The following is a 16,720-nucleotide window of genomic DNA, read 5'->3' on the forward strand; positions in this document are numbered from 1 at the left end:
GCCCGGCGCGTGCCGCCCCTGGTAGCCTGAGGGGGTGAAGAGTCTGCTCTGGACAATCTTGTTCATGCTGGGCCTGGCCGGCGTGGTGATTCCGCTGACGTACCTCTACACGGCGAGCAAGCTGCCGCCGCTGGAGAGCGAATTCGACGTGGAGAAGCAGCTCAAGCACAGCATCGAAGGCGAGCGGATGAGCCTTCGGGCGGGGCAGTCCCAGCGCAACCCGCGCCCCATCACCTTCGTGCGGCCGGACTTCTCCAAGCTGCCCAAGGACCTGGTGGCCCTCTACATCCGCCACCTGGAGTGCCCCCGGTACTTCCAGACGCCACGAGAGGATGGGTCCGCGTGGGCCTGGCGTCTGTTCCTGGGCGCCACCGTGGGCACGTCGCCGCCGGGAGACGGGGCGTGTGAGCGCGTCCTGGCCATGCGCATCGCCGCCGCGCTGGGCATCGAGGGCACGCGTGAGCGGTCGGTGGCCGCGCACCGCATCCACACCTTCATGCAGAAGGACCAGCTCATCGCGTACGACCTGTCCATCATCTACTTCGAGCGCGGCATCGTCGGCGTGGAGGACGCGGCCCTGGCGCTCTTCGGCCGTGAGCTGAGCGAGTTGAAGCTGGAGGAACTCGCCGAGCTGCAGCTGGCCCTGCCGCCGTACTCCGACTACTACGGCATCAAGATTTGCAAGAACCCCACGGTGCTCCGGCAGGACCGCAACCGGCTGTTGGAGGACCTGGCGGCGTGGCGGCTGGTGAGCGAGGACCGCGCGCGCAACGCCATGGCCCAGCCGCTGGCCTGCGCGCGCTGAGTCAGGCGCGGGTCAGCGAATCATCCCCGCCACGCCCGTCACCTTCTTGAGCAGGTCGATGCGGGCGTGGGCGCTGGTGTCGGCCCGCGCGTCGTCGCGGTACTTCGCCAGCAGGTTGCGCGCGGCGTTGGCCTTGGGGGCGTCAATCTTCCCGCTCGTCTCCAGCCGGTCCACCCGGCGCTCCAGCCGGTTGATGCTCTGGAGGATGTCCTCCAGCGTGGGGGCGGAGGCCTTCAGGGGGCGGGGCGGCGCGACGCGGGTGTCCTCGGCGCGCGGGGCCGGCGGCGGACGCTCCACGCCGTCCGGCGGAGCCGGCGCGACGGCGGCGACGACCAGGGGCTGAAGCGGCACTTCCTCCACGGGCGCCTGCTCTGGCTCGGCGGGAGGCGGGGTGACCGCAGCGGCCTGCTCCGGCGCTGCGGCTTGCTGCGGCGTGATGGACGGTGGCACGAGCGCGGGGGCCTTCGCGCCGCGGATGACGACCGCGGCGGCGCCCGCGAGCAGCAGCACGGCGAAGCTCACGGCACCCACCAGCGGCAGGTGCTTGCGCAGCGGACCGCGGACGCCCGCGGCGCGCAGCTCCTGCGAGGTCAGCGCGGTGTTCAGCTCCGGGGGCACCGGCACCGGCGTGGTGGGACGGCGCGAGTCCGCTTCCGCCACCGCGGCGGCTTTCTCGAAGCCGGGCGCGAGCGCGCTGGGGTTGGAGCGCGTGGAGGCCCGCAGGGTGCGGCGCAGCTTGTGGAGCTGCTGCCGCAGCGCGTCCGCGGAGTTGGGGCGCGTCTCCGGGTCCTTGGTAAGCATCTGCAAGATGAAGGCGTCCAGCGCGGGCGGCAAATCGGAGACGAACTCCGACGGGCGAGGCGGCCGCGCCTCCACGTGCTTCATCAGCAGGTCCACCGGCGAACTGCCCACGAAGGGCAGGCGGCCGGTGACGATTTCGAAGGTGACGACACCCAGGGCGTAGAGGTCCGTCATCGGACCCACTTCCTGGCCGCGCGCCTGCTCCGGCGCCATGTACTCCGGCGTGCCCACCACCATGTCCGTGCGCGTCTGCGCGGTGCGGCCGGTGGGGCCCTGGCCTCGCTTGGCGAGCCCGAAGTCCAGCACCTTCACGTAGCGCGAGCCGTCCGGCTGCTGCACCAGGAAGATGTTGCTCGGCTTGAGGTCGCGGTGCACCACGCCCGCGCCGTGCGCGGCGGCCAGCGCGGCCAGCACCTCGTCGAGCAGCGCCAGCGCCTCCTGCACCGGAAGCCGGTTCTTCTCCGTCAGCACCGCGTCGAGCGCCTGGCCCTCCAGGTACTCCATGACGATGTACTGCCGGCCGTCCGGCACCTGGCCGAAGCCGAAGATGTCGATGATGCCCCGGTGACGGATGGCGTTGACGGCGCGGGCCTCCGCCAGCAGCCGCTCCACCTGCTCGGTGGAGTGGGCCAGCTCCGGACGCAGCACCTTCACCGCCACGCGCTTGCCGATGAGCGGCTGGATGCCCTCGTACACCAGCCCCATGCCGCCCACGCCGATGCGCGAGCGCAGCTCGTACTCGCCCAGCTTCAAGCCGATGAGCGGGTCCCTCTGCACGGCAGCGGGCGGGGGAGGCTCTGAGGCCTGCACCACCACGTTCGGCTCCTCGCGCGGGGGCACGTCGAACGACGACAGCACCACCGTCCCATCGCGTGGGCACACGGTGGCGTCGGCAGGTACGGCCAGGCCGCAGGTATCGCAGATCAACTCGGAAGCCATCTCAATCCGGGCAGCAGCGTAGCAGGAGGACCCGGGTGGGGCGATGTGCTCCGGTCCGGAGTGCCTGGCCGGCGGTCAGGCGCAGCACGCAAGCGCCCTCCGGGCAGGCACCCCAACGTCGGACAGCGGACGCTACGGGTTGGCACTGACGCAGTCGAATTCCGGCAGTTGCTCGCCCGCGCGTCCTTCGAGCCCGGGGCCGGAGCCGCCCGGACCGCCCGGACCGACCTGGAAGGTGACGCCGCCATCCGTGTAGCGGACCGTCGCGCCCGGGCCACACCACACGCCCACGGAGGGCCCGCCGCCTCCGCCACCACCACCGCCGCCTCCGCCTCCGCTGCCGCCGGGACCACCCGGGCCGCCTTCGCCGCCGGTCGTCCGGTAGATGAGGATGCCTCCGTCGACGACGCCTCCGTCCCGCACGACCTCGCCGCCGTTGCCGCCGTTGCCGCCGTGCCCGCCTTCGCCGCCGGGGCCGCCTTCGCCACCCTCTCCGCCCGGGCCTCCGCTGAGCGTGCGCAGCACGCTGCCTTCCTCCATGGCCGCCTGGGAACGGATGAGCAGCAGGGAGATGGACGCGCCGCCACCGCCGCCGCCGCCGCCGCCCTCACCACCACAGCCGCCCGCTCCGCCCGCGCCACTGCCGCCGCCGCCGGCGACGCTCACGTTTTCGAGTCTGCAGCTCCCGCCAGACCCGCCGCCGCCACCGCCAAAGCCCGCTGTGCCGCCGCCGCCGGGCTCGCCTCGCTGTTCGGCGACCCAGGTCCCATCGCGCAGCACGCCCATGCCTGCGCCGCCGCTCCCCGGTGTACCGGGGCCGCCCTCCGTGCCGCCCTGGCCCGGCTCGCCCTGGGCGGGGTTGCAGACGCACTCACGCCCGGAGCACGCGGCGTCCGGCGCATCACCGCCCGCGCCGCCCGCGCCGCCCGTCTCGCCGGGCCCGCCCGTGCCGCCATCCCGTCCAGGATTGCTGCTGCCGCTGCCAATCACCCCCGCGCCGCCCGTGGGCTTGGTGCCATCCGGGCAGGTGATGGGGGGAGGCGTCCCGCCCTGGCCCGTATCGGAGTTGCCGGTGCCTCCGCTCTGCCCTTCACCTCCGTCCGGGCCGCCCAGGCCCGCATCCCCTGCCTCGCCGGGGGCGCCCTGGCCACCCGCGCCCGCGGCCAGGGTGACGTGACGCAGACGGACCCCGGAGGAGTCCATCATGCGCACGGCGATGGAGGGCTCACCGGGGCCGGTCGCGGTGGCGGCGCTGACCTGCACGTACTCCACCAGCACACCCGCGTCCTGGAGTCCCTGCACCGTCAACCCCAGCGTGCCGGCGTCGAACATGGCCACGCGGTTCGCGGCGCGACGCCAACCGCCACTGCGTCCGGCATAGCCGCCGTGTAGCGAGACGGGGACGTCCAGCACCAGGCCCGCCTCGTCGTAGGCGCCGCCCGCGAGGAACAGGTGGCGCGGGCCGCCATCCAGTTCGCGCAGCATCGCCAGCGCGCGGCCCACGGTGCGCAGCGGCGCCTGCCGGGTGCCCACGCCCGCGTCGTCATCCCCGTCCATGGGGTCGATGAAGAGCCCCGCGTCCGCCTGGCCGTCCACGCCGTCACAGTCGGTATCGGCGAAGGCGTCGTCGGGAAGGTCCTCGCCGGGGACGGGGGTACAGGCGGCGACGTTGGGCTCGCAGCGTCCCTCGTCGCTGCAGCGCTGCCGCGCACCGTCGAAGTCGTAGCAAGCGCCCGCACCGAGCGCCGCCACGAGCGCCGTGCCCGTGGCGCCGAGCATCCTGGTCTTCCGCATGACTCTCCTCGAATTCAAGGCAACGTCCCGGACAGGCCCACCATGCCCCCACCGGGGACCACGGCGGCGGAGGGCTGTACCTTCGCGGGCAACTCACCGGGCAGCAGGAACATCACCGCGCCCGCCACGAGCCCCGCCGCGCCCAGTCCAAAGGCCACCCGGCTCAGCGTCTGCGCCCGGCGGCCCGACGACGCGAGTCCATCCGCGTTGTCCAGCGGAGCGTCCGGCGTGCCGTCCTTGTCGAGCCGCGAGTACTTGTCGCCCGCCTGCAGGTAGAAGACGGTGCCCACGCCGGCCAGGGCGACACCGCCCGCGGCGGGCAGCCACGCCCAGCGGCGCAGCGGGCGGATGGGCTCGGGCTCCAGCTCCGGGGCCAGCGGCTTCGCCTCCACCACGGCCACGGGCGGCGGGGGCGGCTCGGCTTGGGGCGGCGCCGGCGGCGGGCCGCGCAGGGCCGTCTGCGCCACGGGCAGCACCGCGTCGATCGACTGGGTGAGCGAGTCCAGTAACTGGTCCTCGCTCACGCCAGGGATGAGGTGCTCGGTGACGAGCGCGCCGTCGTTGGCGGTGTAGATGCGCGCGCCCGTGCGGTAGCCGCTGAGCAGTTGGCCCAGCTCCGTCACCAGGACGAGCTCCGTCTTCCCCGCGGCGCCCAACGAGCGGATGCAGGATGGCGCCGTGCGGTTGCAGCGCAGCAGCGGGCGGCGTTTGGACGCGGACAGCTTGCGGGTGATGTCCTCGATACGGACCACCACCAGCCCGCGGGCCCGGAGCTGCTCGGCCACGTGCTCCTGGGCGAACTCGACGACGTGGGAGGGAGCTCCCGCCGCGTCAGGCGGTGCGACCAGGACGGACAGGGGCGGCGGGGGAGCCGCGGCGGGTGCCTGGGTGGCCAGGGTGAGCGCGGCGAGGAGGGAGATCCACACCCAATCACTTTCCCCCCGACCGGACCTCCTCGCAAGGTCGGGAATCACCGCTCGTGCTTCGGGTGAAACCCGCCGGGGCGGAGCGCGTGTGGTGGGAGGCCGCCCCACCGGCCCGGGGTCGTTTCCGACGCGGCGGGCCGGGGCGGGGCTTCAGCGCCGGGGCCGCTCCGACGGGGCCGGGCGAATCTGGGTCTTCTCGGAGCCGCCATTCGAGCCCTGGGTGCTGTCTTCGTCTTCGTCGGACTCCGGCGCGGGGCGGGACGGCGGGGGACGGCGCGCGCCCAGGGCTGGCCGTGCGCCGGTGGCCAGGTTGGGCGAGGGCGCCCGCGAAGGCGGGGTGAAGGGCGGCGGCCGGCGCGGGGGCACCGTGCTGGGGCCGTCATCCTCCGCGAGCAGGTCCTCGGCGACCTCGACCTTGGCCTCGGTGGGGATGGCGGTGCGCGTCTCCTCGGGGGCCTCCGCGAAGGGATTGCGCGTGGGCGGCGGCGTCGCGTCGTCGTCCATGGCGGGCGGCGGGCGCGGCGGCGCGGCGGCGGCGGGCCGGGCCGGGGGCGTTGCGGGCTTCACGGCCGGCGGAGGCTCCGGTGGCCGGACGCGCGCCGAGGGCGGCGGGGTGGGGTGACTCGCGGGCACCTGCACCTGCACGGCCGGCGCGGGAGGAGGAGGCGGCGCGGCGGCGGCCTTGCCGGCCTTCGCGTCGCGGGCGTCCTGCTTGAGGCGCTGCTCGAAGGCGGACCACTCCTGCTTGAAGTGGTCCGGGTCCGGCCTTCCCTGCTCGCGGTGCTTCAGGGATGGGGCCCAGCGCACCGAGTACGACTCGCCCGCGTGGAAGGTGGGCGGCGGCGGCAGGCCGTAGGTGGCCGGGTCGAAGAAGGACTCGTCCAGGTCGTGGAAGCCGTACGCGCGCGCCTTGCTGACGAAGTTGGGGATGATGCCGGTGGGCGCGTGGTAGCCCAGGATGTGGTCGTCCTCGTCCTTGGTGACGGGCGTGAAGACGAAGATGTCCTGGGTACGGTAGTCGCCCTTCTCGTTGAGGGGCAGCACCTCCGACAGGGCAATCGTCTTGCGGCTGCCGTCGTGGAGGCGCTCGCAGCAGATGATGAAGTTGATGGCGCTGGCCACCTGGGCGCGCACGGCCACCATGGGCAGCTCCACGCCGGACATGAGGCACAGCGACTCGATGCGCCGCAGCGTGTCCGTGGGCGTGTTGGCGTGCGTGGTGGCCAGCGAGCCGCCGTGGCCGGTGTTCATGGCCTGCATGAGGTGGAAGGCCTCGCCGCCGCGCACTTCACCGACGACGATGCGGTCGGGGCGCAGACGCAGCGCGGAGTGGAGCAAATCGCCCATGTCCACCGCGCCCTTGCCGAACTTGTCGGGCGGCCGGCTTTCGAAGGGCACGACGTGGGACTGGTTGAGCTGGAGCTCGGCCGAGTCCTCGATGGTGAGGATGCGCTCCTCATCCGGGATGAGCGACGACACGATGTTGAGCAGCGTCGTCTTGCCGGAGCCCGTGCCGCCGGCCACCAGCATGTTGAGCTTGGTGGCGATGCCGGCCTCGATGAGGCGCGCCATCTGCGGCGTGAGCGACCCGAACTTCATCAAGGAGTTGACCGTCAGTTTCTCCTTGAAGAACTTGCGGATGGAGATGGTGGTGCCCTTGCGCGCGATGGGCGGAATCACCACGTGGATGCGGCTGCCATCCGGAAGGCGCGCGTCCAGGCGGGGGCGCTCTTCGTTGAGCATGCGGCCGACGAACTGCGCCATGTTGCGCGCGGCGCCGAGCAGGCCTTCATCGGTGAACGATGCATCCACTTTCGTGAGCCGGCCCTTGCGCTCAATCCAGATGTCGGTCGGGCCGTTGATCATGATTTCCGACACGGCCTCGTCATCCATGTAGGGCAGGACGGGCTTGAGGAACGCGCGGAGTGACTCGGTGTACATCGTCATGGCGCCACCCAGGCTAGCGCGCTCTGGCCCCAGGGCCCAAGAACCCACCCCGCCTGTCCGGCTGCTTTCTGGGCAGGGGCCGCCCACCGGCGGTTTCCCGCGCGGGCCGGTGGAAAGCAGTGGGCGCTCCCGGGACCCGGTGTTTCAATGTCGCCGTCGCTGGAATGGGAGGCGTTCGTGCTCGCGGAAGGGCTGCCGGAAGACTGGAAGCAGGAGCTGCGCGCGGCGCTGGCGTCGCCGTCGTTTCAGGAGTTGGAGCGCTTCGTTGAAACGGAGCGGCGGGAGGCCACCGTCTTTCCGTCGGAGGAGGACCTCTTCTCCGCCTTCCGGCTCACGCCCTATGAAGACGTGCGGGTGTTGCTGCTGGGCCAGGACCCCTACCACGGGCCGGGACAGGCGCATGGGCTGGCCTTCTCGGTGAAGCCGGGGGTGACGCCGCCGCCCTCGCTGGTGAACATGTTCAAGGAACTGGAGAGCGACGTGGGCGTGCCCCGTCCGAAGGACGGCTCTCTGATTCCGTGGGCCCGGCAGGGAGTGCTGCTGCTCAACGCGGTGCTGACGGTGCGGCAGGCGAAGCCCAACAGCCACGCAGGGCACGGCTGGGAGGACTTCACGGACGCCGTCATCCGCGCGGTGAGCGCAAAGGACGACCCGGTGGTGTTCCTGCTGTGGGGCCGCTACGCGCAGAAGAAGAAGAAGCTCATCGATGCGAAGCGGCACGTCATCATCGAGGGCACGCACCCCTCGCCGCTGTCCGCCAGCAATGGCTTCTTCGGCAGCCGCCCCTTCAGCGCCGTGAATGAGGCGCTGGAATCCCACGGTCGCCCACCCATCGACTGGCACCTGTTCGCCTGAAGAGGCGGCGAGCCGCGTGAGACTCGGGCCGGACACACCGGGTCCGCGTTGATACGCTGCGGCGCGACATGACCGCTGCCTTCCTCGCCGCCACCACCCCCGAGCCGCTCTCTCCCAACCGCTACGGCATCCGCTTCACCGCGCCCTGGTACCAGGGCAAGGGCGCCTATGGCGGCATCGTCGCGGGGTCGACGCTGCGCGCGTTGGAGCACACCCTGGCGCAGGCGCAGCAGCCGGGCCGCCCCGTGCGCACGCTCACCGTGCACTTCTGCGCGCCCGCGGTGGAGGGCGACGCGGAAATCCAGACGCGCATCGAGCGGACGGGGCGGCTCGTCACCCACGCGACGGCGCGCATCGAGAGCGCCGCGGGTGTGCTGTGCGTGGCCACTGCCACATTCGGCACCTCGCGCGGCGGCGTGACGGAGTATTTCGACGTGAAGCGCCCCGTCGTCCCGCCGCCTCAAGAGGTTCCCGCGGTGCCGGATGACGTGCCCATGCCCACCTTCTGCAGCTTCTTCGAGTACCGCTTCTGCGTGGGTTCGGCGCCGTACTCCGGCGCGGACGTGGCGGAGACAGGCGGCTGGATTCGCCCCAAGGACACGCTGGTGCTGGACGCGCCGCTGTGCGTGGGACTGATGGACGCCTATCCGCCGTCGGTGCTCTCGCGCGTGGACGGTTTCCACGCGGCGGCGAGCGTGGACTTCACCGTGCACTTCTTCCACGACCTGCCGCGTCCCGGCCTGCGCGAGGACGCCTACTTCCTGCGCACGGGGCGTTCACGGCAGGCGGCGGAGGGGTACTCGGAGGACTTCCAGCAACTGTGGACCGAGGAGGGCGAACTGCTGGCTCAGTGCCGGCAGTTGGTGGCGGTGTTGGGGTAGCGCTCAGGCCGCCGAGGCGAGCTGCTTCACCAGCAGCCGCACCAACTCCACGGGCTGGATAGGCTTGGGCAGCAGTTCCGCGCCGTAGCGGATGGCCACGGACACGAGGTCGTCCAGCTCCTCGTGTCCGGTGAGGAAGATGAACGGCACCCGGCAGTCCTTCAGCTCACGCATCACCGTGAGCACGTCGGAGCCGTTCATGTCCGGCATGTTGTAGTCGCAGAGGATGGCGGAGACGCTGGACAGGTCCAGGTTGAACGCCTCGGCGGGTGACTGCACCGTCACGACTTCGTAGCCCGCGCTCTGGAGGATGTCCCTCACCACCGAGAGCACGAAGGCGTCGTCGTCAATCACCAGCACGTTCTGCATCGGGCCCTCTCCGGGAGCGGTTCAGCGCATCCTACTCAAGCTTCTCCCACGAGATTGTCACGTGACACATGTCTCACGGCACGGGGCGGGAAGGACCCGGGGAGGGGATGAGCACCAAATCCTCCTGGGGTGGGATGAGGTATTCCGCACCCGTCTCGGTGACGACGGCCATCTCCTCCACGGCGATGATGCGCTGCTCGCCCTCGCCGCCGTCCGGCCACGCGAAGAACCCGTCGAAGGCGAAGACCTGCCCGGGCCGGACGATGCGCGCCGCCTGGCCCGCCGCGGGCTTGCCCTGCTGCGCGCCGGAGAGCGCCGGGCCCACGTCATGCGCCCAGTAGCCCACCGGGTGCCCCGTTCCCCACATGACGGGCGCCGAGCCGGCCTCGCGCATCCAGTCACGCTGGGCCTTGTCCACGTCCCAGCCGCGCACGCCGGGTTTCAGGGTGGCCAATGCAATCCGGCTGCCTTTCTTGCCCTTCTCCCACTTCTCCAGGGCCTCCTTGGGCGGCTGCGTCTCGCCCGGCGCCAGCACGTAGGCGAAGCGCTGGATGTCCGTCACCCACATGCCGCCCACGCGGATGCCGAAGTCCGTCTGGATGAAGTCACCCGGCTGGATGACGCGCTCGGTGGCGTGGGAGTGCCCGCGCGTGGGGCCGCTCTGGACGTTGGGGTTCTGGTCCGGCGCCCAGGCGTCGCCCACGCCCAGCTCCGCCATGCGCTGGCGGAGGAAGCGGGCCACATCCACGTCGCGCGTCTTGCCCGGCACCACCGCGCGGTAGGCCTCTATCTCCATCTGGGACGTCAGCGCGGCGGCCTTGCGGAGGATGTCCACCTCCTCGGGCAGCTTCACGGAGAGCCACTCGGAGACGAGGTCCTCGGAGGACACCAGCTTCTTGCGCAGCGCGGGCGTCAGGGCCTTCTCCAGCGCGGCGCGCTGCGTGGCGGACAGGCCATCCGCCACCGCCACCGACGTGGACGAATTGACGGCGATGCGCTTCGGCTTCGCCGCCGCCAGCCGCGAGGCCACCTGCGCGTAGAGATTCGTGCCGCGCGGCAGCGGCACCACCTCGTCGAGCGGCGCCACGTCGCGGAGCGCGGTGGCCTCGCCTTCCGGTGACAGGGCCACGCTGCGCACGGCCGCGTCCTGTTTGAGGAACAGGAAGGCGGCGGTGCCTCCGGCGTTCTCACAGCCGACGTGGATGGCCAGCGGGTCGTTGTCGTTCTCCCGGCAGATGACCACCCACGCGTCCACGTTGGCGCGGGCCATGGCCTGGGGCAGCAGCTGCTGGATGCGCTCCTTGCGGATGCGGGGCCAGGCGTCCTGGGACGCGATGGGGTCGGCGGGCGCGGCGCTGGCGACGGGGGCGACGAGGAGCAGGGCGGAGAGCAGGGCGTGCCGGACGCGAGTCATGCGGGGTGCAGTCCTTTCGGGAAGGAACGCCATCATCCCCGAGCGCCCGGTGGGAAGGGACGCGCGCGGCGTGAAGTCGTGTGGCGTGCGTGCGAAGAACCGTGCGAAGCCCACCATCGGGCGGCACCATGCAAGCGTTGTCGCCGTTGCTCGTTTAAGGTGTGTCCATGGCCAAGAGCACGTCCCAGAAGCGTCCGTCGAAGGCGAAGAAGCCCGCCGCGTCGAAGGCGAAGGCGAAGAAGGCCGCTGCCCCGAAGAAGGCCACCTCGAGGCCCCCCGCCGCGCCCCGTCGCGCCAGCTCGCCGGTGTCGGAGCCCACCGTCGAAACCGCTCGGCCCCCCGTGCTGGAAGCCGAGCCCGTCCTCGCCGACGAGCCCACCCCCGGACGCCCGGGCCCCCAGGCGCTCCCGTCCGGTGAGCCCGCGGGCCGGGTGCTGCCCTTCGAAATCGACCCCAAGCGCATGGAAGAAGGGCTGCGCAAGCTCCAGGGGGAGATGGTCCACTGGGCCAACAAGGGCCGCTACACGCGGGTGCGCTTCAAGTTCCGGGGCAAGCAGCTGCTTCCGGACCTGCCGCTGGCCGCCGTGGTGGCCGCGGAGGGGCTTACGTTCTACTGGGGCGGCATCCTGCGCGTGCTTGTCGCCAACGTGGTGGGCGGCAGCGTGTTCCAGGTGGAGCTCGTGAATGACGCGGAGAAGCGCGTCCAGGCCGGCAAGGAGACCTTGCTGTCGGGCGACGTGGACCAGGCGCTGGTGCTCTTCCGGGAAGCCGTGGCCATGGACCGTGACTTTCCCTCCGCGCACCTCAACGTGGGCGTGGCCTTGAAGCTGAAGGGCGACCGGAAAGGCGCCCTGGCTGCGTTCGAAAAAGCAAAGGAAAGAGACCCGGAAGGACCGGTGGGAACCGAAGCCGAGCGCCTGGCTGCTCCCCTGCGTCCGCAGGGCTGAAAAAGGCTCGCTCAAGCGTTCAAAAAAGAGTCTCTACCAGGCATCTCGCCGTTCGAGGCGAAAGCCCCTTGTTTCCCCAGTTGACGCTGGGAAATCCAGGGGTTACGAACGCTCACTCACTGGATGGCGGCCCCATTCGCGGGCCCCTCCGCAGACTTCCAGAGCTCATGGCTGACGACACGACTGACAAGCCGGCATCGCCCTCCGCGCCTCCTCCCCCGGACAGCGCCGGAGAGCTCATTCCCGTCAACATCGAAGACGAGATGCGCCGTTCGTATCTCGACTACTCCATGTCCGTCATCGTGGGGCGCGCGCTGCCCGACGTACGTGACGGACTCAAGCCCGTGCATCGCCGCGTGCTGTACGCGATGAATGACCTGGGCAACCTCCACAACCGGGCCTACAAGAAGTCCGCTCGCGTGGTGGGTGACGTCATCGGTAAGTACCACCCGCACGGTGACTCGTCGGTGTACGACGCCATGGTGCGCTTGGCGCAGGAGTGGAGCCTTCGCTACCTGCTGGTGGACGGCCAGGGCAACTTCGGCTCGGTGGACGGCGACTCGCCAGCGGCCATGCGTTACACGGAAGTGCGCATGGAGCGGCTGGCGGAGGACCTGCTGGCGGACATCGACAAGGAGACGGTGGACTTCGGTCCCAACTACGACGACTCGCTGGAAGAGCCGCTCGTCCTCCCGTCGAAGTTCCCCAACCTCCTGGTCAACGGCAGCAGCGGCATCGCGGTGGGCATGACCACCAACATCCCGCCGCACAACATGACCGAGGTCATCAGCGGCACGCTGCACCTCATCGACAATCCGGGCTGCACGGTCCGGGACCTGATGGAGTTCATCACCGGTCCGGACTTCCCCACCGGCGCCATCATCACCGGGCGCGAGGGCATCGTCCGTGCCTACGAGACGGGCCGCGGCCAGGTCACCATCCGGGCGCGCTCGGACATCGAGACCTCCAAGCGGGGTGACCGCGAGGCCATCATCTTCTCGGAGATTCCGTACCAGGTGAACAAGGCGCGGCTCATCGAGAAGATCGCCGAGCTGGTGCGCGAGAAGAAGCTGGAGGGCATCAGCGACATCCGCGACGAGAGCGACCGCCAGGGCATGCGCATCGTCATCGAGCTCAAGCGCGATGCGATTTCGCAGGTGGTGCTCAACAACCTGTACGCGATGACATCGCTGGAGACGACCTTCGGCGCGGTGATGCTGGCCATCGACGGCGGCCAGCCTCGCACGCTCAACCTGAAGGAGATGCTGGACCGGTTCATCGCGCACCGCCGTGACGTGGTGACGCGCCGCACGCGCTACGAGCTGCGCAAGGCGCTGGCGCGCATGCACATCGTCGAAGGTCTGCTCGTCGCGCAGGACCTCATCGACCTGGTGGTCAGCCTCATCCGCGCGTCCAAGGACCCGGACGAGGCGCGCTGGGGCCTGATGCACATCCTGTCGCCCGCGCTGTACGAGCACGAGCGTTTCGTCAACCTGGAGCGCATCGACTACGCGAAGGCGAAGGCGCAGATGGAGCTGCTCGTCTCCCGCGCGCGCAACGAGGAGCCCAGCTACGGCGGCCTGGCGCACAAGTACGAGGGCGCGGGCTTCAGCGAGGGCCAGGCGCAGAACATCCTGGAGATGCGCCTGCAGCGGCTCACTGGCCTGCAGCGCGAGGAGTTGTTCCGCGAGCTCATCGGCCTGGTGCGCGACATCGCGCGGCTGCAGGACATCCTGGCCAACGAGCGCAGCCTGCTCAACGTCATCAAGACGGAGCTCGTGGAGATTCGCGAGCGCTACGGCGACAAGCGCCGCACGGAAATCACCGGCGCCGTGGATGAGATGACCAGCGAGGACCTCATCGCCGAAGAGACGATGGTGGTCACGCTGTCGCACACGGGCTACATCAAGCGCTCGCCGCTGACCGAGTACCGGGCGCAGAAGCGCGGCGGACGCGGGAAGACGGGCGCTGCGACGAAGGAAGACGATTTCGTCAGCAAGCTGTTCGTGGCCAGCACGCACGCGTACCTGATGCCCATCACCACGAAGGGCAAGCTGTACTCGCTGAAGGTGCACCAGATTCCGCAGGCCAGCCGCACGTCGCGCGGCAAGGCCATGGTGAACCTGGTGCAGTTCGGTGAGGGCGAGCGGCTGGCGCAGGTGCTGGTGACGCGTGACTTCCCGGAGAACCGCTACGTCTTCTTCGTGACGAAGCGGGGCGTGGTGAAGCGCACGGACCTGAGCGCGTTCGAGAACGTCCGCTCCAGCGGCATCATCGCGCTGGGCATCGACGACGGTGACGAACTGGTGGCGGTGATGATTACCGACGGCAGCAAGGACATCCTGCTGTCGACGGCGTCGGGCATGAGCATCCGCTTCCCGGAGACGGAGGTCCGCTCCATGGGCCGCCAGGCCTACGGCGTGAAGGGAATCACGCTGGAGGACGGCGACGAGGTGGTGGGCGCCGACGTGGTGGAGACGGACGCGGCCATCCTCACGGTGACGGAGAACGGCTACGGCAAGCGGACGCAGGAGACCGAGTACCGGCAGCAGGGCCGTGGCGGCAAGGGCATCATCGACATCAAGACCACCGAGCGGAACGGCAAGGTGGTGGGTCTGCTCCAGGTGAAGGAAGCGGACGAGGTGATGCTCGTCACCAACGGCGGCATGCTCATCCGCATGCGGGTGAAGGAGATCTCCGTCATCGGCCGCAACACGCAGGGCGTGCGGCTGATTGCCCTGGAGAACGAGCAGGAGAAGGTCATGGCCATCTCCAAGCTGCCCGAGAGCGACGAGACGGAGGAGAACGGCGAGGCGGTGGCGCCGGCCGAGGGCGCGGTGACCACGGCGGAGGCCAGCGCTCCGGAGGCGACTGACGCCGCTGCGCCTGCGGACGCCACGGCTGAGGCCGCTGCGCCTGCGGAAGCCGCTGTCGAGTCGGCCCCGGCGTCCGAGGAGGGTGGCACCCCGGGTGGCGAGGAGCCCTCGCAGGGCTGAGTTGTTCGCAGTGAGGAGCGGGGGCCCACGGGCTCCCGCTCCTGTGTCACCCGTGGGGCACTGTCTCAGGGGCTCACGGGCGTTGAATCGCCAGGATTTGGTGCTTCGCCACCTCGACGGCGTAGGTGGAGCCCATGTCCGCGACGGGTCCGTCCTTGTCACAGGCGCCGTCCTTGACGGTGAACCGGACGAAGACCACGCCCTCTGGCCCTGGGGCCACTGTCACGTCAAACGACTCCCGTTGATACAGGCACACCTCGTCGGGTGTGGCGCCTCGGTGAGGCTTCACACCCAGCGGGCGGAAGTCGTCCATCGCCAGCGAGATGGCCGCCGCCAGGTCCGCGGGAATTCGCATGCGTCCATCGGCTGGGAGGTCGATGGGGAACGTGAACCGGGCCGCCTCATCCGCGGGCGCGCGCTCCGGTTTCAGGGGCCGGTGGAAGAGGCCACAGGCGGGCAGCGTGAGGCTGAGGCAGAGCAGCAGGCGGCGCGACATGTTCCCTCCTGACTCCGGCAACATGGAGTTCAAGCTTCATCGACAGGGGTGATGTAACCGAAGGGCTTGTCGTCGGGTGTGATGAAACCAATGAGCTTCCAGGTCTTTCCTTGCCGAACGTACACTTCGCCAGGGCGGCCAGGGTCATCCATGTGCGGTATCAGCTTCATGACCCGGCACTCCGCGTCGAACTGGATGCGGATGACCCAGCGCTGATTTTTCGCGCGCCTGTCCTCAGGAGACATGGGGGAGGGGAACCACGGATGGCTGTGGTAGTCCGCGAGGATTGAGGCGTAGCCCCGAGAGTCATTGACATATCGAGGGGCGTGGCAGCTCTTTCGCTTGTCCTCGAAGACAATCGTCGTCCGACCCTGTGGAGATGGAAAGCTTGCGTAGTGCATGCCATCCCGCAGCGTGTAGATGGCACCGCAGTATTCCTGGCCGAAGTCCTTCGCCCGGGCGCCATCCATCTCCATGATGGCCGGGCAGAGTTGGTCGATGACGTCATCAATGTCGCGAGAAGGGTGAATCGCAGGCCAAGGGCCCCGTACCCATACATCGCCATTCTTGCGGCCAAAGTAATGCCCGGTGCCTGTCCGAACGTACGACTGGCCACCGCATCCAAGTGCCAGGACTAGCAATACGAGTCGACTGTTCCTCATGGTCCCCCCAGAGGCACTTCGTCAGCGTAACGCGGGAGGATGATAGCTCAGCGCAGTTCCACAGGAAGCCGGCTGACATCCAGCTTCGGCACCCCGACCTGTGTCACCGCCTGCGCGCCAAACCAGTTCGCCAGCGCGGCGCAGCGTTCGAACGGCAGTCCTCGCAGCAGTCCCAGCGTGAAGCCCGCGAGGAAGCAGTCCCCCGCGCCCGTGGCATCCACTTCCTCCACCGCAACCGTGGGCACGTCGATGCGCGCATCCGCCGTAAACACCGTGCAGCCCCGCGCCCCACGCGTCACAACCAGGCACGTCCGCTGACGCACCCGCTCGATGTCCATTGCCCGGGCTTCCTCCTCGCTGGCCTTCAGCACCCGAAGCCGCTCCAGCAGCCCCGCGAAAGGCGTGTCCTCCAGGCGGAGATTGAGCACCCGTCCGTCATCATCGAGCGCCCGAATCAACCCCTGCGCATCCGCCAGCACATGCCGCGCCCGCTCCGAGACATGGATCAGCGTCTCCGGAAGCACCTCACCCGCCACCCCGCACGCCAGTGCCACGCGCGCGTCGACGGTGATGTCCGCAGGGCGAATCGGCTCCGCCTTCGCACTGACGCGAAGCGTCCGTGCCTCTCTCTCGAAGTCCGCGATGAACTGCGTGGTGCGCGTTCCCGGAACGATGCGCGGCGGATACCGGACCTGGTCCGCGTAACGGAAGTCCTCGCCGGCCACCGCGGCCACCGCGTACTCCAGCCCCATCGCATCCAGGACGGACGCGATGTACGCCGCCGACCCGCCGAGCGCATGTGTTTCCCGCCCGGGGCCATGCCGGAGCAGGTCGTGGCAGTAGCTCCCCACAACCAGCACATCGCGCAGGGATGCGTCACCCATGACG

Annotated in this window: 14 protein-coding genes; 5 read left to right on the forward strand and 9 right to left on the reverse strand. The window is 70.0% G+C overall.

The window, feature by feature from the left end; genetic code table 11:
- Nucleotides 1–64: 64 nt before the first annotated feature.
- Nucleotides 65–805, forward strand: coding sequence for a transglycosylase domain-containing protein (locus F8M74_RS08940; RefSeq protein ID WP_216620062.1), 741 nt, complete (start codon nt 65–67; stop codon nt 803–805).
- 12 nt (nt 806–817) lie between these two features.
- Here F8M74_RS08940 and F8M74_RS08945 read toward each other — a convergent pair whose 3' ends face one another.
- From F8M74_RS08945 to F8M74_RS08960, 4 genes are all read right to left on the reverse strand, one after another.
- Nucleotides 818–2,545, reverse strand: a complete 1,728-nt coding sequence (locus F8M74_RS08945; protein WP_163884356.1) for a serine/threonine-protein kinase — start codon at nt 2,543–2,545, stop codon at nt 818–820.
- A 132-nt stretch (nt 2,546–2,677) separates the two neighbouring features.
- Entirely contained in the window at nt 2,678–4,339 is a 1,662-nt protein-coding gene (locus tag F8M74_RS38450) for a hypothetical protein (RefSeq protein ID WP_205604098.1), read from the reverse strand.
- A 14-nt stretch (nt 4,340–4,353) separates the two neighbouring features.
- Entirely contained in the window at nt 4,354–5,373 is a 1,020-nt protein-coding gene (locus F8M74_RS08955; RefSeq protein ID WP_141280071.1) for a hypothetical protein, read from the reverse strand.
- 42 nt (nt 5,374–5,415) lie between these two features.
- The gene (locus F8M74_RS08960; protein WP_163884358.1) at nt 5,416–7,212 is read right to left on the reverse strand and encodes a CpaF family protein; all 1,797 of its coding nucleotides are present in this window, start codon (nt 7,210–7,212) and stop codon (nt 5,416–5,418) included.
- A 177-nt stretch (nt 7,213–7,389) separates the two neighbouring features.
- On the opposite strand from F8M74_RS08960, the gene ung reads away from it, so the two are divergent.
- The gene (gene ung / locus F8M74_RS08965) at nt 7,390–8,067 is read left to right on the forward strand and encodes a uracil-DNA glycosylase (RefSeq protein WP_141259055.1); all 678 of its coding nucleotides are present in this window, start codon (nt 7,390–7,392) and stop codon (nt 8,065–8,067) included.
- Nucleotides 8,068–8,135: 68 nt separating this feature from the next.
- A complete protein-coding gene (locus F8M74_RS08970) occupies nt 8,136–8,948 on the forward strand; it encodes an acyl-CoA thioesterase II (RefSeq protein WP_141259052.1) in 813 nt (270 codons plus the stop codon).
- Between the two features lie 3 nt (nt 8,949–8,951).
- On the opposite strand, the gene F8M74_RS08975 is transcribed toward F8M74_RS08970, so the two are convergent.
- Nucleotides 8,952–9,317: a response regulator gene (locus F8M74_RS08975; protein ID WP_141259053.1), complete on the reverse strand. Its 366-nt coding sequence runs from the start codon at nt 9,315–9,317 to the stop codon at nt 8,952–8,954.
- Between the two features lie 73 nt (nt 9,318–9,390).
- Nucleotides 9,391–10,731 carry a Xaa-Pro peptidase family protein gene (locus F8M74_RS08980; protein WP_171410573.1) on the reverse strand — a complete coding sequence of 447 codons (1,341 nt, stop codon included), beginning with the start codon at nt 10,729–10,731 and terminating at the stop codon, nt 9,391–9,393.
- 167 nt (nt 10,732–10,898) lie between these two features.
- Here F8M74_RS08980 and F8M74_RS08985 point away from each other — a divergent pair, with 167 nt between their 5' ends.
- Nucleotides 10,899–11,678, forward strand: coding sequence for a M48 family metallopeptidase (locus tag F8M74_RS08985; RefSeq protein ID WP_141279642.1), 780 nt, complete (start codon nt 10,899–10,901; stop codon nt 11,676–11,678).
- Nucleotides 11,679–11,845: 167 nt separating this feature from the next.
- A complete protein-coding gene (gene gyrA / locus F8M74_RS08990) occupies nt 11,846–14,674 on the forward strand; it encodes a DNA gyrase subunit A (protein WP_141255711.1) in 2,829 nt (942 codons plus the stop codon).
- A 73-nt stretch (nt 14,675–14,747) separates the two neighbouring features.
- Here gyrA and F8M74_RS08995 read toward each other — a convergent pair whose 3' ends face one another.
- Genes F8M74_RS08995 through F8M74_RS09005 form a run of 3 tightly spaced genes read right to left on the reverse strand, consistent with a single transcriptional unit; the run spans nt 14,748 to nt 16,716 of the window.
- Entirely contained in the window at nt 14,748–15,170 is a 423-nt protein-coding gene (locus tag F8M74_RS08995; protein WP_163884359.1) for a hypothetical protein, read from the reverse strand.
- A gap of 29 nt (nt 15,171–15,199) precedes the next feature.
- Complete coding sequence (locus F8M74_RS09000) at nt 15,200–15,832, reverse strand: hypothetical protein (RefSeq protein ID WP_141255712.1); 633 nt, start codon at nt 15,830–15,832, stop codon at nt 15,200–15,202.
- Nucleotides 15,833–15,879: 47 nt separating this feature from the next.
- Complete coding sequence (locus F8M74_RS09005) at nt 15,880–16,716, reverse strand: PfkB family carbohydrate kinase (protein WP_141255713.1); 837 nt, start codon at nt 16,714–16,716, stop codon at nt 15,880–15,882.
- Between the last annotated feature and the right edge of the window lie 4 nt (nt 16,717–16,720).

The organism is Myxococcus sp. CA023 (genome assembly GCF_010998615.1).
Classification (GTDB): domain Bacteria; phylum Myxococcota; class Myxococcia; order Myxococcales; family Myxococcaceae; genus Myxococcus.

Bases quoted from the DNA above. Each gene is read 5' to 3' on its own strand.
- F8M74_RS08940 (WP_216620062.1), top strand. From the start codon at position 65: ATGCTGGGCCTGGCCGGCGTGGTGATTCCGCTGACGTACCTCTACACG.
- F8M74_RS08945 (WP_163884356.1), bottom strand. From the start codon at position 2,545: ATGGCTTCCGAGTTGATCTGCGATACCTGCGGCCTGGCCGTACCTGCC.
- F8M74_RS38450 (WP_205604098.1), bottom strand. From the start codon at position 4,339: ATGCGGAAGACCAGGATGCTCGGCGCCACGGGCACGGCGCTCGTGGCG.
- F8M74_RS08960 (WP_163884358.1), bottom strand. From the start codon at position 7,212: ATGACGATGTACACCGAGTCACTCCGCGCGTTCCTCAAGCCCGTCCTG.
- F8M74_RS08970 (WP_141259052.1), top strand. From the start codon at position 8,136: ATGACCGCTGCCTTCCTCGCCGCCACCACCCCCGAGCCGCTCTCTCCC.
- F8M74_RS08975 (WP_141259053.1), bottom strand. From the start codon at position 9,317: ATGCAGAACGTGCTGGTGATTGACGACGACGCCTTCGTGCTCTCGGTG.
- F8M74_RS08980 (WP_171410573.1), bottom strand. From the start codon at position 10,731: ATGACTCGCGTCCGGCACGCCCTGCTCTCCGCCCTGCTCCTCGTCGCC.
- F8M74_RS08985 (WP_141279642.1), top strand. From the start codon at position 10,899: ATGGCCAAGAGCACGTCCCAGAAGCGTCCGTCGAAGGCGAAGAAGCCC.
- gyrA (WP_141255711.1), top strand. From the start codon at position 11,846: ATGGCTGACGACACGACTGACAAGCCGGCATCGCCCTCCGCGCCTCCT.
- F8M74_RS08995 (WP_163884359.1), bottom strand. From the start codon at position 15,170: ATGTCGCGCCGCCTGCTGCTCTGCCTCAGCCTCACGCTGCCCGCCTGT.
- F8M74_RS09000 (WP_141255712.1), bottom strand. From the start codon at position 15,832: ATGAGGAACAGTCGACTCGTATTGCTAGTCCTGGCACTTGGATGCGGT.
- F8M74_RS09005 (WP_141255713.1), bottom strand. From the start codon at position 16,716: ATGGGTGACGCATCCCTGCGCGATGTGCTGGTTGTGGGGAGCTACTGC.